Annotated in this window: 13 protein-coding genes; 8 read left to right on the top strand and 5 right to left on the bottom strand. The window is 67.0% G+C overall.

Annotation, left to right across the window (positions count from 1 at the left end):
* Position 1 precedes the first annotated feature (1 nt).
* Positions 2–823, bottom strand: coding sequence for a 23S rRNA (adenine(2030)-N(6))-methyltransferase RlmJ (gene rlmJ / locus CSW63_RS08100; protein WP_062093748.1), 822 nt, complete (start codon positions 821–823; stop codon positions 2–4).
* A gap of 10 nt (positions 824–833) precedes the next feature.
* Positions 834–1,817, bottom strand: a complete 984-nt coding sequence (locus tag CSW63_RS08095; protein ID WP_062093747.1) for a YafY family protein — start codon at positions 1,815–1,817, stop codon at positions 834–836.
* 79 nt (positions 1,818–1,896) lie between these two features.
* On the opposite strand from CSW63_RS08095, the gene CSW63_RS08090 reads away from it, so the two are divergent.
* Together CSW63_RS08090 and CSW63_RS08085 are read left to right on the top strand one after the other, a co-directional pair.
* Positions 1,897–2,247, top strand: coding sequence for a hypothetical protein (locus CSW63_RS08090; RefSeq protein WP_062093746.1), 351 nt, complete (start codon positions 1,897–1,899; stop codon positions 2,245–2,247).
* Between the two features lie 279 nt (positions 2,248–2,526).
* Positions 2,527–5,178: a TonB-dependent siderophore receptor gene (locus CSW63_RS08085; RefSeq protein ID WP_062093745.1), complete on the top strand. Its 2,652-nt coding sequence runs from the start codon at positions 2,527–2,529 to the stop codon at positions 5,176–5,178.
* 77 nt (positions 5,179–5,255) lie between these two features.
* Here the strand turns inward: CSW63_RS08085 and CSW63_RS08080 are convergent, their stop codons facing one another.
* A complete protein-coding gene (locus CSW63_RS08080; protein WP_062093744.1) occupies positions 5,256–5,801 on the bottom strand; it encodes a GNAT family N-acetyltransferase in 546 nt (181 codons plus the stop codon).
* A gap of 270 nt (positions 5,802–6,071) precedes the next feature.
* Between CSW63_RS08080 and CSW63_RS08075 the strand changes: the two genes are divergently transcribed.
* The 6 genes from CSW63_RS08075 (at position 6,072) to CSW63_RS08050 (ending at position 13,065) form a co-directional block, all read left to right on the top strand.
* Positions 6,072–7,667, top strand: a complete 1,596-nt coding sequence (locus tag CSW63_RS08075) for a flavin monoamine oxidase family protein (protein WP_099503835.1) — start codon at positions 6,072–6,074, stop codon at positions 7,665–7,667.
* 25 nt (positions 7,668–7,692) lie between these two features.
* Positions 7,693–8,094 carry a cytochrome c gene (locus tag CSW63_RS08070; RefSeq protein WP_062093742.1) on the top strand — a complete coding sequence of 134 codons (402 nt, stop codon included), beginning with the start codon at positions 7,693–7,695 and terminating at the stop codon, positions 8,092–8,094.
* A 27-nt stretch (positions 8,095–8,121) separates the two neighbouring features.
* A complete protein-coding gene (locus CSW63_RS08065; protein WP_062093741.1) occupies positions 8,122–8,604 on the top strand; it encodes a RidA family protein in 483 nt (160 codons plus the stop codon).
* A 272-nt stretch (positions 8,605–8,876) separates the two neighbouring features.
* Complete coding sequence (locus CSW63_RS08060; RefSeq protein ID WP_062093740.1) at positions 8,877–10,553, top strand: MFS transporter; 1,677 nt, start codon at positions 8,877–8,879, stop codon at positions 10,551–10,553.
* A gap of 101 nt (positions 10,554–10,654) precedes the next feature.
* Positions 10,655–11,677 (top strand): HlyD family secretion protein, encoded by a 1,023-nt coding sequence (locus tag CSW63_RS08055; protein ID WP_231737287.1) that lies wholly within the window; start codon positions 10,655–10,657, stop codon positions 11,675–11,677.
* Entirely contained in the window at positions 11,677–13,065 is a 1,389-nt protein-coding gene (locus tag CSW63_RS08050; protein WP_171012820.1) for an efflux transporter outer membrane subunit, read from the top strand. The genes CSW63_RS08055 and CSW63_RS08050 overlap by 1 nt, the downstream gene beginning before the upstream one ends.
* Here CSW63_RS08050 and CSW63_RS08045 read toward each other — a convergent pair.
* Together CSW63_RS08045 and CSW63_RS08040 are read right to left on the bottom strand one after the other, a co-directional pair.
* Complete coding sequence (locus CSW63_RS08045) at positions 13,062–13,442, bottom strand: Rieske (2Fe-2S) protein (protein WP_062093738.1); 381 nt, start codon at positions 13,440–13,442, stop codon at positions 13,062–13,064. The genes CSW63_RS08050 and CSW63_RS08045 overlap by 4 nt on opposite strands.
* Positions 13,439–14,446, bottom strand: a complete 1,008-nt coding sequence (locus tag CSW63_RS08040) for a fumarylacetoacetate hydrolase family protein (protein ID WP_062093737.1) — start codon at positions 14,444–14,446, stop codon at positions 13,439–13,441. The genes CSW63_RS08045 and CSW63_RS08040 overlap by 4 nt, the downstream gene beginning before the upstream one ends.
* Positions 14,447–14,468: the final 22 nt, after the last annotated feature.

The following is a 14,468-nucleotide window of genomic DNA, read 5'->3' as shown; positions in this document are numbered from 1 at the left end:
GTCAGGTCCGCCACACGCGCGAACGGCCGCCAGGCTCACCGAGCCGCGCGGCGAGCCAGTCGCCCGCCTCGGCGGCGGCCGCGTCGACCGCCCCGGGGGCGCCGATCATCACCATCGCGCAGCCGTTCATCTTCATCGGGTCCGTCAGGGGGCGGAGGCGAAGCTCGGCCACTAACAGGTCGTTCGTGACGGTCTCCATCCCGCGCAGGAAGGCGTCGAAGGTCTCCAGATCCTTGATCGGCAGCCAGATCGCCAAGGCCGCATCGGGCGCGCGCGTCAGGATCGCGCGGGTGGAGGCGACAATGCGGTCGTAGTCGTCCGGCCGCTCGAACGGCGGGTCGATGACGACAAAGCCCCGGCCGCCCTTGCCAGCCTCCCGGGCGGCGGTCTCGAAGCCGTCGGCCTGCAAGGCGCGGGCGTTGGCGTGCGGCGCCAGTGTCTTGCGCAGCAAGACGACATCGTCGTCGCGAAGCTCGCAGCCCGCATAGCGATCGGCGGGACGCAGCGCGCGCGCGATCAGGCGCGGGGAGCCAGGATAGAGGTCGCCGGCCTTGCCGCCGTTCATCAGCGCGACCGCGTCGAGCAGAGGCTGGAACACCGACGGCGCGTCGATCGCCGCCTTCAGCCGGAAGATCCCCGCCTGGGCCTCGCCCGAGCGCCGCGCCATCTCGCCGGCCAGGTCATAGCCGCCCGCCCCCGCGTGCGTGTCGATCGCCGCCAGCGCCGGGCTCTCCTCCTGCAAGGCCGACAGCATGGCCAGCAGGATCGCGTGCTTGTGCAGATCGGCGAAGTTGCCGGCGTGAAAGGCGTGGCGGTAGTTCATGCATCCGCTCCTACCACGCCCCGTGCGCGCGACCAGCCTCACGTAGCTCCTGGACCATCATGTCCTTCAGCGCCTGCGGCGCGACGATCTCGACGGCGTCGCCCCAGGTGAAGAGGTGCCAGGACAGCTCGCGCATGCCGCCGGCCCGGAAAGTGACCAGCACCGAGCCGTCCGCTTCCGGGGTGACTTTCTGCGTAGCGTGGAAGCGCCAGCGCAAGGCGTCCTCGGCCCGGCTCTTGTGGATGCGCAGCACCACGTCCTGAATCTCGTCGTGATAGATGCCGAAGCTCTCGTCGGCGAAGGCCTGCAATGAGAAGTCCGCCGGCGGCGGCGCGGGCCTGTCGAGCACCGTCAGATCGCTCATGCGATCCAGGCGCCAGGAGCGCGGCTTGCCGCCCTGCCCTTCCAGCGCGACCAGGTAGTTGGAGCGCCCGAACAACACGCCCAACGGGGTGACCTCACGCGTACGCCCGGGCGTGGAGCCGCCCTCGTAGCGGAACGACAGCGCCTGCAGCCCCTTGATGGCCGTCCGGATCGCGCTGAGCACGGCCTGGTCCTCAAACGGACGTGGACCGGCGTGAACGGCGATGGTCTCGGCCTGTACAAGAGCCTCAACGTCCGGGGCCACCCGGCGGCGGGCCGAACCGCGCAGCGCCGACAACAGCTTAGCCTCCAGCGCGTAGAGCGACGCCGCGCGCGCGTCGGCGCCGGAGGCCTTCAGCGAGTCGGCGGCCACACGCAGGGCGGCCAACTCCTCGGCGGTCGGGGTCTGGAAGACGCCGTCAAGGCCCGACGGGATGCGGAAGCGCTTGGTCGGCGGATCGTCCAAGGCCTCCATCTGCGGGAAGGCCGCCCAGACCGCGTCGCGCATCCGTTCGGCGGTCCGGCGTCCCACACCGAGGGCCGAAGCCATCTCGTCCAGGGTCAAGCCTTCGGCCGAGCCCGCCAACATGCGGGCCAGATCCAGCAGGCGGGTGGCTTTCTCGTGTCTCATGCCAATGTCATACGACCGTTTCTGTCGCAATGCGCGGACAATCTTCGATCATCGCCCCTGGAGACCCCAAGGATCCCCGATGACCCGCTTCGCCTGCCCCGCCTGGACCGTCGCTCCCGTCAACGCCGCCATGATCTCGGCGGTGCTGGACTTCGCCGATATCCATCGCGACCTGGGCGGCGGGCGCACCCTGCGCCGCATCAGCCACGAGCGTGCGGCCAAGGCCGACATGTTCCTGCTGCTGGGCCGCGACGTCGAGCGGGTCACCGACATCGGCCTGGTCTGGAACGACCGCGAGGACCAGATCGTCCGGGTCACCGACGACGCCGAGCTGCGCGAGTCGCGCCTCATGCCCTGGGAAGAGGCCTTCGAGCTCTTCGAGACCGAGGACACCGACGAAATGGCTCAACCGCTGCGGCTCTGCGCCTGAACCTGGCGTCGCACCACCGCCTCGTCGCCACCTTCGCGGGGATCGCGCGGGGGCGATCTGCCTAAAATCCGTGAACAGACGCCGCGCAAAGGGGCGCCCAAGAGGCGCTCGCGCGGCTTGCGCGCTTTTCTGCCTCGCGCCCATTGCCGAACGCCACAGCTTGAAACCTCATGAATAGATCGACAGTGCGTCGATAAATTTTAGTGCCCGCGTTCAAAAATATAATCGACGGGAGAAAAACGCCATGGAGAAGGGAATCGACATGCGTCAATAAACACAATGAGGGGGCTACTTATGACTCGGCGTTTTAAACCCGCGCTTCTCGCGGGTATTTCCGCGCTATCGATTACTTTCGTTTACTGCCAACCCGCCGCCAGTGCGGAGATTTCTTCGGCAGCGACGCCTGCGACCGACGCGCCGAGCCAAGCCTCGGAGCTTGAAACAGTTGTCGTCACCGCCCGCGGCAAACCGCGCACGGTTCTCGACTCCGCCGTCCCGGTCGACTCCTTCGGCGAAGCCGACATCAAGGCCTCGACCTTCACCGACACCAACGACATCCTGAAGACGCTGGTCCCGTCCTACACTCTGGCCCGTGAGCCGATTTCGGACGGCGCCACCTTCATTCGCCCCGCCAGCCTGCGCGGCCTTCCCACCGACAAGACCCTCTTCATGGTCAACTCCAAGCGCCGTCACCGCTCGGCGCTGGTCACGATCGGCGGCACCGGCGCCCAGGCGCCCGACGCGGCCACGATCCCTGCCTCGGCCCTGAAGAACGTGGTCGTCACGCGCGACGGCGCCGGCGCGCAATACGGTTCGGACGCCATCGCCGGCGTCATCGACTTCCAGCTGAAGGACAGCCCCAGCGGCGGTTCGCTGACAGCCCAGTACGGCCAATTCTACCTGGGCGACGGCGAGGATGTACTGGTCACCGGTAACCTCGGCCTGCCGCTCGGCGAGAACGGTTTCATCAACACCACGGTCGAATACACCAGCCAGAACCAGGTCAATCGCGGTCGTCAGTACTGTAACGTCGGCATTCCGAACCAGTCGGCCGGCTTCTGCGTCGCCAGCTACGCGGCGACCAATCCGGCCTACGGCGCGCTGATCAACGACTATGTTCAGAAGTGGGGTCAGCCCGACGCGGAGGCCACCCGCGCTGTCGTCAACGCCGGCTATGCGTTTAGCGACAATCTGTCGGTCTACGCCTTCGCCAACTACTCCAAGAGCAGCGCAGTCGAATACTTCAACTATCGCCCGCCGGTCAGCAACGCCGTGAACGCCACGCCGATCCGACTGCAGGACGGTTCGACTTTCCAGTTCAGCTCGATCTTCCCCGCCGGCTTCACGCCCATGTTCGGCGGCGACGTGACCGACTACAGCCTCACGGGCGGCTTCAAGGGCCTGACGAGCTATGGTCTGAGCTACGATCTGTCGGCGCGCTACGGCAACGACAAGATCGCCTACACGCTGTGGGACACCGTCAACCCCTCGATGGGACCGGCCTCGCCCAAGAAGTTCTATGACGGCGCCCTGATCTCGAGCGAGTCCGCCGCGAACGCCGATTTCGCCTATGATTGGGAAGGGCTCGGCTTCAAGACCCCGGTGACGATCAACTTCGGCGCCGAATACCGCAAGGAAGGCTATGAGATCGAGCCGGGCGATGTCCCGTCGTATGTCGCTGGGAGCTGGGCCGTGCCCGATCCCTTCAAGTTCTGTAACGCCACCACACGCACCCCAACCGCAGCCGGTCTGGCCCTGCCGGCCACGGCCGGTCTGAACTGCGCCAACTACCTCTCGACCAACGCCGACGGCTTTGCGGGCATCGACCCGGTCTACAACGCCCTGGCGGTCGGTTCGAACGGCTTCCCTGGCAACACGCCGCTCTACTCCGGCAAGCTGACCCGCAACTCCTACGCTGGTTATCTGGAAACCTCCGGCAACGTGACCGAAGAGTGGTTCCTCGACTTCGCGGTGCGCGGCGAACACTTCTCGGACTTCGGCAGCACCTGGAACGGCAAGGCCGCCACCCAGTACCAAGTGACCCCGAACTTCGGTCTGCGCGGTTCGGTGGGCACCGGCTTCCGCGCCCCGACCCCCGGCCAGGCCTTCACCACCAACGTGTCGACCCGGGTCGAGAACGGCGCGATCATCGCTTCGGGTCTCTTCCCGGCGACCAATCCGGTGGCCCAGTTCCTGGGCGCCAAGGAGTTGAAGCCTGAAAAGTCGACCAACTTCGCCATTGGCTTCACCGCCACGCCGTTCGAGGGGCTGTCGCTCACGGTCGACGCCTACAGCATCAAGATCAAGGACCAGTTCTACGCCACGACGCCGATCACCGTGACCCCGGCGATCCGGACGGCGCTGGTTTCGGCCAGCATTCCCGGCGCCGACACTATCGGTCAGGTGCAGTTCTTCCAGAACGCCTTCGACTCGACGACCACCGGTGTCGACGTCGTGGCCACCTACCGCAAGGCCTGGGAGAACGGCCAGTCGACCAACCTCTCGGTGAGCGGCAACTACAACAAGTTCAAGATCGACAAGGTCTTCTCGGCCAACTTCTTCGACGCCGAAGGCGTGCATGACTTCGAGAACGCTGCGCCGCGCTGGCGGTCGGTGATCTCGGCGACCCACCAGATCGACAAGTTCAAGGCCACCGGCCGCCTGAACATCTGGGGGCCGTACAAGAACATGTTCAGCGTCGCCAACCCGATCGTTCAGAAGTGGGATCCGGAGACGTTCTTCGACATGGAACTGTCCTACCAGGCCACCGACAACTACTCGGTCGCGATCGGCGCGCGGAACCTGTTCGCCAACTATCCCGATCCTGACATGACGGGCGAGTCGGCCACCAACGGCCGCATCTACCGCTCGGACACCATCGTCGATTGGCAAGGCGGCTTCTGGTACGCCAAGGTCTCGGCGACCTTCTAACGCTCGCCCAGACTTCAACATGCGAAGGGCCGGGGAACACCCCGGCCCTTCTGCTATTTGGCTGTACGCTTTGGGCGCTAAAGCCCCTTCCCCATCCGGATCAGCGGCACGCGATAGCCCGTCGACGTCACGGCCTCGAAAGGCTCGATGTCGTGATAACCGCACGCCCGATAGAGCGGCACGCCGCCCATGGTGGCGGCCATCTCGACGCGGCTGAAGCCCTCGGCGCGGGCGGCGGCCTCGCAGGCGTCGAGAATGATCCGGCCCACGCCCTTTCGGGTGTGGTCGGGGTGCGTGTACATCGCGCGGACCCGCGCGGCGTCGGTCTTCGGGTCCAGAAGCGCCGCGTCGCGTCCCGCCGAGTGGTCGCCGCCGAACAGCGTGGCGCGCCGGCTCCAGCCGCCGCAGCCGGCGATCTCGCCCGCGTCTTCGACGACGAAATAGGTGCCGTCGGCGATCAGCTGTGTGTCCAGACCCATGATCTCGTACGAGGCGGCCACGCCCTCGGGCGGTAGGAAGTCGCGCAGCAGCTCGCCGATCGCCCGATCCATCAAGGCCGAGAGCACGGGCATGTCGTCAGCCAGCGCCAAGCGAAGGCGAAGGTTTGAATGGGGGATCGTCATCAGCACTCCTTCACGGCGACAACCTGACGCTGAGAAGCCGATTCCTTCGTCCGCACCGTCCTTTATGCCACACGCTCATCGATCGCTCAGGCCTGGGTGCGCGGCGCCCAATGGCGAGGCTTATCGGCGGTGAGGCCGGGGGCGCCGCCAAAATGGATTGCGCGCGGGGGCGGCTGATTTCGAGATGCTCCCTGTCCGGCGCGGCTAGCCCGTCGGCGACCGTGGCCGGACGCGAGGGGGCGCCGGCCCAAGACACAAGGGCGGGATTTGATGAGTGGTTTGGACGCGTCTTCGGGCGGCGGCGTACTGACGCGCCGCCGGTTCTTTGAAAGCTTGGCCGCCATTGGCGGCACGTCTCTGGTGCTGTCGGGCATGGAGGCGCTGGGCTTTTCACAGGCTTCGGCGGCCGAGACGCCGCCTGCCCTGAGCGGCGGGGCCAAGAACACCAAGGTCGTGATCCTGGGCGCGGGCCTGGCGGGGATGACCGCCGCCTACGAACTGTCCAAGGCGGGCTATCAGGTTCAGATCCTAGAGGCCCGCGACTTCGCTGGCGGCCGCTGCCAGACCGCGCGCAAGGGCTTCAAGCACACCGATCTGATGGGCAACCAACAGACCTGCGACTTCGACGAGGGCCAGTACATCAATCACGGCGCCTGGCGGATCCCGTATCACCACCGCTCGACCCTGCACTACACCAAGCAATTCGGCGTGCCGCTGGAGAGCTTTGTCAACGACAATGACGCGGCCTATATCTATTTCGAGAAGGGCAAGGGCCCGCTGAACGGCAAGCCCATCCGCAAGGGCGAGGTCGCCGCTGACATTCGCGGCTACACCGCTGAACTGGTGGCCAAGGCCGCCAGCCTGGGAGCCCTGGACGCCCCGCTGTCAGGCCTGGATCGCGAGCGCTTTGTCGCCTACCTCGTCAACGAAGGCCGCCTGTCCAAGGACCTCGCCTACAAGGGCACAGAGGGCCGCGGCTTCTCCGTGCATCCAGGCGCGGGGATGACGCCAGGCGAAGAACTACCGCCCTTCGCCTTCAAGGACGTCCTCGACAGCAACGCCTGGAAGGTGCTGAGCTCGGTCACCGGCTTCGAGCAGCAGCGCACCATGCTGCAGCCGATCGGCGGCATGGACCGGATCGCCAAGGCCTTCGAAAAGCAGGTCGGGCCGATGATCCGCTACTCCACAGTGGTCGAAAAGATCCGACAGTCGCCGACCGGGGTCACCGTCGCGTTCAAGGGCGCCGATGGCAAGCCAGGCGAAGTCACCGCCGACTACTGCGTCTGCACCATTCCGCTGAGCGTGCTCAAGCAGATCGACCTCGACGCCTCCGCCCCGTTCAAGGCGGCGATGGGCGGTGTGGCCTACGCCCCGGTCAACAAGATCGGCATCCAGATGAAGAGCCGCTTCTGGGAAGACAAGCACCACATCTACGGCGGCCATATCTATACCGACCTGGCCGGGATCAACTCGATCTCCCTACCCTCCTATGGCTGGCAGGGCCAGAAGGGCGTGCTGCTGGGTTACTACGCGTTTGGCGGCGAAGCGGCGCGGATCAGCGCCAAGAGCCCGGCCGACCGCGCCGCCTTCGCCGTGGCGGCGGGCCAGAAAATCTTCCCAGAATACGCCGAAAACTTCGACAACGCCTTTTCCTTCAGCTGGCACCTGGCCGAGCACAATCTGGGCGGCTGGGCCGAATGGGGCGAGGCGGGGCGCAAGAGCGCCTATCCGCTGCTGTGCGAGCCCGACGGGCGGCTCTATCTCGCTGGCGAGCACCTCAGCTACCTTGGTGGCTGGCAGGCCGGCGCCATCGAGTCGGCCTGGGCTCAGATCGCGAAGATCCACGCCCGCGTGCAGCAGGCCTGAAACACCCCGAGTCCCGAGGAACCGCATGACCGTCGTTTACCGCCTCGCCGCCCCCCGTCTCGCAGCGCTTTGTCTGATCGCCGGCCTCGTCGCGCCGGCCGTGGCCGCTGCTGATGGCAAGTCGCTGTACATGGACAACTGCTCGGCCTGCCACCAGGTCACCGGCAAGGGCGTCAAGGGCGCCTTCCCCGCCCTGGCCGGATCGCCCCTCGTCCAGGGAGATCCCAAGATCGTCGCCTCCACCGTGCTGAATGGCCGCGCGGGCATGCCGGCGTTCAAGGACGACCTGTCCGACGCCGATCTGGCGGCCATCCTGACCTATGTCCGCTCGTCGTGGGGCAACAAGGCGCCGGCCTTGGCGCCCAAGCAGATCGCCGCGGCGCGCGGCGGCGCCAAGACCGCCTCGCGCGGGCTCCAGGCTCACTGATCCTTCAATTTCCAAGGGAGAATACTCATGAAACGCCTCGTCGCCCTCGCCGCCGGCCTCTGCGCCCTCGCCGGCGCCGCCCACGCCCAGGACATCGTCCGTGGCGGCGATCCCAAGTCGGCTATCGCCAGCGTCGTCACCGTACCGGCCGGCTACGACATGATCTATGTCAGCGGCATGACCCCGCCAGTCATCGACGACAAGGCTACCGGCGTGGCCAAGTTCGGCGACACCAAGACCCAGACCCTGGGCGTTCTGGGCCGCATCGAAGCCGCCCTGAAGAGCCAGGGCGCCACCATGGCCGATGTCGTCATGATGCGCGTGCTGCTGGTCGGCGACCCGGCCAAGGACGGCAAGATGGACTTCATGGGTATGATGGAGGGCTACAAGACCTATTTCGGCACCGCCGCCCAGCCCAACAAGCCCGCCCGGATCACCAGCCAGATCAGCGCCCTGGTCGCTGACGGCATGCTGGTCGAGATCGAAGTCCAGGCCGCCAAGAAGAAGTAGGCTCGCCCCGTCGCCACCAATTTCACCGTTCGGCGAAATTATTTTCGTGACAACGTTGTCAAGCCGAACGGACCTCGCTATAGGAAACACAGCCCTTTCGGGCGTTTCCTCCCAATGACTCGGCCGCCTTCTTCTCCTGGAAGGCGGCCGTTCTTTTGTCTGGGGCATGGCCAACGAACATCGCGCAAAGCGTTGGGAACCTTCACCGTACAAAATCGCTCCCTGCACCGTACGAGGACGCATGAGCGCCCGCCGAACCTGAGCCCTTGCGCATGCCCACCCATGGCCAGCCCATTGGAGAAACGCCGGACTGGCTGCCCCACGAGCGCCCCTTTCTCCCGGGCTCCCCGTCAACGCCGGACTTTCCGCGCACCTTCCGGCTTATCCATGGCCTGATCGCCCTGCTGATCGGCGTCACCGGATCCCTGGGCTCGGCCTTGGTGCAGGTGAATCTGCCGGCCATTCAGGGCGCGCTAGGCCTGACCCCGACGCAAGGGGCCTGGCTGACGACAGTCTACATCATGACCAACATCTCGATGAACCTGCTGCTGGTGAAGTATCGCCAGCAGTTCGGCATTCGACGCTTCACCCTGGTGTTCCTGGCCCTCTATACGGTGGCCGCCTTCGCTCATCTGAGCCTGGACACCTACCCGATGGCGCTGTTCCTCCGCGCGATCAGCGGTGTCGGCGCCGCAGCGCTGAGCGCCCTGGCGATGTTCTACATGTTGCAGGCGTTCCCGGCCTCGTTCCGGATCGGCGCCCTGGTGCTCGGCGTCGGCGTCTCGCAGCTGGGAGGCCCTCTGGCGCGCGTGATCTCGCCTGATCTGCTGGACGCCGCCTATTGGCAAGGCCTCTACGCGCTGGAAGCCTGCCTGGCGCTGGCCAGCCTGGCCGCCGTCGTGCTGTTTCGGCTGCCGCAAGGCGCGCGCATCCACGTCTTCGAGTCGACCGACATCCTCTCCTTCGGACTGCTGGGCGCGGGGCTCGGCCTGATCGTCGCCGTCTTGGGGCTCGGCCGGATTGTGTGGTGGTTCGAGGCGCCGTGGCTGGGTTGGAGCCTTGTCGGCGCCGTCGTGCTTCTGGCCGCAGGAGCCTTGATAGAGCATCATCGGGCCCATCCGCTGATCGACACGCGCTGGGTGGCGACGGGGACTTTCCTGCGCTTCGCCTTCAACATCGCCCTGGTTCGCGTCATCCTGTCCGAACAGAGCGTCGGCGCGGCCGGCCTGATGCAGGCCCTGGGCTTTGCTCCGGAACAACAACGCCTGCTCTACATGGTCGTGCTGGCGGCGACGGCCGCAGGCGTCGTGATCAGCGCTGCTACGCTGAACACCAAGACCCTGGCCCCGCAATTTCTCCTCTCGATCCTGCTCATCGCCGCAGGCGCGTTTCTCGACGCCCGCGCCACGCCACAGATCGGACCCGCCAACCTTTTTGTGAGCCAGGCCTTGCTGGCCTTCGCAGCCGCCATGTTCCTGGGACCTTCATTCATGTTCGGCATCGGTCAGTTGCTGAGCCGGGGCCTCGGCTCGATCATCACCTTCTCGGTGATGTTCGGCGTCGCCCAGAATCTCGGCGGCCTGGGTGGTGCGGCTCTGCTTGGCACGCTTCAGACCGTCCGTGCGCAACATCACGCCGTGGCCTTGGCCGAGCGATTGACCGCCACAGACCCCAATATCGCGGCGACCTTGCAGAGCTATGGCGGCGTCTACGCCTCCACCCAGGCGGACCCCGCCTTGCGCACGATCGACGCGACCGCGCTACTCGGACAACAGGTCACCCAGCAGGCCAATATCCTCGCCTTCAACGACGTTTTCCTCGTCATCGGCGTGATCGCTCTTCTCCAGTTCGCCTACGCCGGCTTCCTGTTTGTCCGACTCGCCCTCCGCACCCGCAGCGCCGCCGACGCGCCGCCCGCAGCTCCGCTCGCCACCGCAGAGACCCCATGACCGACGCCTCATCTTCCGATCCGTCCGCCACACCTCAACCCGAAGACCGGGCGACCGCCAGCGCATCCTCAGCAAGGCCAGCGCCTCCAAGCCGGCGCGCCTTGGGCCTGACAGTCCTCGGCGCGGTCGCGCTGATCTTGCTGATCCTGTTCCTCTGGAAGCTTCCGCCGTTCGCCGGATCGGTGCAGCGCACCGACAATGCCTATGTGCGCGGCCAGGTGACCGTCATCGCACCTCAGTCGAGCGGCTACGTCGTCAAGGTGATGGCCAGAGACTTCGAGACCGTTCGCGCCGGCCAATCCCTGTTCGAGATCGATCAGCGGCTCTACATCCAGCGCCTCGAACAAGCGCGCGCCACGCTCGCGGCGCGTCAGGCCGATCTGGCCAACGCCGCCCAGGCGCGCGCTTCGCGTGACGCCGCCGTTCAAGCCAGACTTGCCGACATCCGCTCGGCGAGCGCTCAAGTGGAACGGGCGCGGGCCGACCTTGCGCGCATGGATCAGCTGGTCGGCGATGGCTCGGTTTCTCAGCGCGAGCGAGATCAGGCGCGTGCGAGCCTCAGAGCCGCTGAGGCGACGCTGGTCTCGGCCCAGGCGGCGGGCGAGATCGCGCGTCAGGATGTGCGATCCGTCAGCGTTTCGCGGCAGGGTCTGGAGGCGGCCGTGGCCGGCGCCCAAGCCGCCGTCCGGCTCGCCGAAATCGATCTGGCCAACACCCGCGTGGTGGCGCCGACAGACGGTCAGTTGGGCCAGGTCGGCGTGCGGCTCGGACAGTACGTCACCGCTGGCAGCCAGTTGGTGGCGCTGGTGCCGCCGCAACGTTGGGTGATCGCCAACTACAAGGAACGCCAGTCCGGGCGGATGCGCCCTGGCCAGATCGCTCGCGTTACGGTCGACGCCTTGGGCGACCAAGCGTTCACCGGCCGAGTGGAGTCGATTTCGCCGGCGACGGGATCGGAGTTCAGCCTGCTGCCGCCGCAGAATGCGACGGGCAACTTCACCAAGATCGCCCAACGTCTGCCGGTGCGGATTCTGCTGGACGCCGGCCAGCGCGACCTGGAACGGCTGCGCCCTGGAATGTCGGTCCAGGTCGAGGTCGACACGGCCAAAGCGGGAGCGCGCTGATGCGGCGCATGATCCTGGCCTTCGCCAGCCTCCCCATTCTAGCGGCTTGCGCGACGCCGCCAGGCTCTAGTCCCCCGCCCGCCGCCACAGTTCAGGCGCCGACGGCGTGGCGAGCGCCAGCCACGGTGGAAACCGAGACCTCGGTGACCGACGTTTGGCGTTCATTCGGCGACGAACATCTGGCCAACCTGATCGCGGTCGCCCTCGCCAACAATACCGACCTTGCCATAGCCGAAGCGCGCGTGCGCGAGGCCGAGGCGCTGCGCCAACAGGCGCAATCGGCCCTGGCCCCTTCGATCAACCTCTCCCTGGGCGCGCAGAAGAGCCGAGAACTTAGCCCGTTCGGAACACCGCGCACCACAACCGTTGCTCAGCCGCAGATCCAGGTCGCCTATGAGGCCGATCTCTGGGGTCGAATTCGCGAGGCCGATCGCGCGGCACGCGCCAGCCTTCAGGCCAACATATACGCGCGAGACGCCGCCCGCCTTTCGATCGCCGGCGCCGTGGCCAGAGCCTATGTGAGCCTGCTGTCCCTAGACGCTCAGCGCGCCACCGCCGAGGCGGCCCTGGCTTCTCGGCGGGAGGCCGCCGCCCGCGCCGACCACCGGGCGCGCGTGGGTCAGACGGCTGACCTTGAGCGCCAACAGGCGCTAGCCGAACTCGAGGCGGCGGCGCAACGCGCGCCGGCGCTCGCGCTGGCGATCAGTCGGCAAGAGACAGCCCTCAATATCCTTCTTGGACGCAACAGTGGGCCGGTGGCGCGAGGGGAGCTCGCCGCTCTGACCGTGCCGACACCTCGTGCGCCGCTGCCATCGACGCTGCTCCGACGTCGCCCAGACCTCGCCCAGGCCGAGGCGACTTTGGCCGCGTCGGACGCGAGCCTGGCTTCAGCGCGCGCCGCCTTCCTGCCCCAGGTCCGTCTCTCGGCCGCCGCGGGCGAGTTGTTCGTGCGTCACCTCGATCCGCTCACCGTCTGGAGCGTCGGGGGCAGCGTCCTGGCGCCTCTGTTCGACGCCGGTCGCCTGCGCGCCCAGGCGGACGGCGCGGCGGCGCGCCGGGACCAGGCCGCATTCGCCTATCGCAAGGCCGCGCTAACTGCTTTCGGCGAGGTGGAGAGCGCGCTGGAAGGGTTGGACCAGTTGGCCGCCCAAGAAATCGCGACGCAAAGGCAACGCGATGCGAACGCCAAGGCCCTCGCCCACGCGCAAAGACGTTTCGAGGCGGGATACGCCGCCTATCTTGAACCGCTCGATGCTCAACGCGGCCTTTTTGCAGCCGATTTGACCGTCACTCAGGTACGGGAGGCAAGGCTGCTGAACGTGATCGCCCTATATCAGGCCTTAGGCGGAGGCTGGCGTATGGGCGACGGGCCTGAAGGCGACGATTAGGCCGTCACCACCCGCCCGTCTCTTAGTTCGACCGGCCAGGGCTTGAGCCGAGCGCCGACGCAGGGCCCGCCCACGCAAGCGCCGTCCTCAACGCTAAACACCGCCCCGTGCCAGGAGCAGGCGATCAGGTCGCCGTCCGGCGTCAGGTAACGGTCCAGTTCCTGAGCCAACGGCAGGCCGGCGTGGGGGCAGCGGTCGACATAGCCGAACACCGCCTCGCCCCGGCGCACCACAAAGCCGTGGAAGCGCGCCTCGCCGATCTGCAGCACATAGTTTCGCGCGCCGCCGTCGGGGATCAGATCCAGCGGGCCAAGATTGATCCCGGCCCGCGTTTCCCAAATCCGTCCAGCTGCGACGGGCGCCGTCTCGTCCGTCAAATCCGCTCGACCGTCTGCTCGATGGCCCCGAAGATCGAGTGGCCCTTGGCGTCCTTCATCTCGATGCGGATCGTGTCACCGCCCAGCAGGAACGGCGTCTTGGGCGCGCCATGCAGGATGGTCTCGACCGTGCGAACCTCGGCCAGGCACGAATAGCCGAGCCCCCCTTCGCTGACCGGCTTGCCGGGGCCGCCGTCGGCGTCGCGGTTGCTGACCGTGCCCGAGCCGACGATGGTGCCGGCGCACAGCGGACGGGTCTTGGCCGCGTGAGCCACCAGCGTGCCGAAGTCGAAGGTCATGTCGACCCCGGCGTCGGCGCGGCCGAAGTCCTTGCCGTCCAGCTCGATCAAGAGCGCGCCGTGCAGCTTGCCGTCCTTCCAAGCCTCGCCCAGCGCGTCGGGCGACACTGCGACCGGCGAAAAGGCGCTGGCGGGCTTGGACTGCACGAAGCCGAAGCCCTTGGCCAACTCGCCCGGGATCAGGTTGCGCAGCGAGACATCATTGCAGAGCATCACCAGGCGGATGGCGGCCAGGGCCTCCTCGCGGGTCGCGCCCAGCGGCACGTCGTCGACGATGACCGCCACCTCCCCCTCCAGGTCACAGCCCCAGCTGGCGTCGGCCAGCGGGATCGGATCACGCGGGGCCAGGAAACCGTCCGACGCGCCCTGATACATCAGAGGGTCTGTCCAGAAGCTGTCGGGCATCTCGGCGCCGCGCGCTTTGCGCACCAGCTGCACGTGGTTCACGTAGGCCGAGCCGTCCACCCACTGATAGGCGCGCGGCAGCGGGCTCAGCGCCTCGTGCTCGTGGAAGCGTTCCTTGGGCACGGAACCGTGCTCGAGGCTCTCGGCCAGACCCGCCAGCATGGGCCCGCAGCGCTCCCAGTTGTCGAGCGCAGCCTGCAGGGTCGGCGCGATCGTCCCGGCGTCAGTGAACCAGGCCAGGTCGTTGGAGACCACCACCAGACGGCCGTCGCGACCACCCTTGAGAGACGCGAGCTTCATTCGGTTTTCCTCCGGGACTTTG

The organism is Caulobacter sp. FWC26 (assembly GCF_002742645.2).
Lineage (GTDB): Bacteria > Pseudomonadota > Alphaproteobacteria > Caulobacterales > Caulobacteraceae > Caulobacter.
This window is presented reverse-complemented; position numbering and strand designations above follow the sequence as displayed.

What these genes read in the sequence shown, in the direction of transcription:
- CSW63_RS08085 (WP_062093745.1), top strand. Translation starts at nt 2,527, where the DNA reads ATGAGGGGGCTACTTATGACTCGGCGTTTTAAACCCGCGCTTCTCGCG.
- CSW63_RS08050 (WP_171012820.1), top strand. Translation starts at nt 11,677, where the DNA reads ATGCGGCGCATGATCCTGGCCTTCGCCAGCCTCCCCATTCTAGCGGCT.
- CSW63_RS08060 (WP_062093740.1), top strand. Translation starts at nt 8,877, where the DNA reads ATGCCCACCCATGGCCAGCCCATTGGAGAAACGCCGGACTGGCTGCCC.
- CSW63_RS08095 (WP_062093747.1), bottom strand. Translation starts at nt 1,817, where the DNA reads ATGAGACACGAGAAAGCCACCCGCCTGCTGGATCTGGCCCGCATGTTG.
- CSW63_RS08070 (WP_062093742.1), top strand. Translation starts at nt 7,693, where the DNA reads ATGACCGTCGTTTACCGCCTCGCCGCCCCCCGTCTCGCAGCGCTTTGT.
- CSW63_RS08040 (WP_062093737.1), bottom strand. Translation starts at nt 14,446, where the DNA reads ATGAAGCTCGCGTCTCTCAAGGGTGGTCGCGACGGCCGTCTGGTGGTG.
- CSW63_RS08075 (WP_099503835.1), top strand. Translation starts at nt 6,072, where the DNA reads ATGAGTGGTTTGGACGCGTCTTCGGGCGGCGGCGTACTGACGCGCCGC.
- CSW63_RS08080 (WP_062093744.1), bottom strand. Translation starts at nt 5,801, where the DNA reads ATGACGATCCCCCATTCAAACCTTCGCCTTCGCTTGGCGCTGGCTGAC.
- rlmJ (WP_062093748.1), bottom strand. Translation starts at nt 823, where the DNA reads ATGAACTACCGCCACGCCTTTCACGCCGGCAACTTCGCCGATCTGCAC.
- CSW63_RS08065 (WP_062093741.1), top strand. Translation starts at nt 8,122, where the DNA reads ATGAAACGCCTCGTCGCCCTCGCCGCCGGCCTCTGCGCCCTCGCCGGC.
- CSW63_RS08090 (WP_062093746.1), top strand. Translation starts at nt 1,897, where the DNA reads ATGACCCGCTTCGCCTGCCCCGCCTGGACCGTCGCTCCCGTCAACGCC.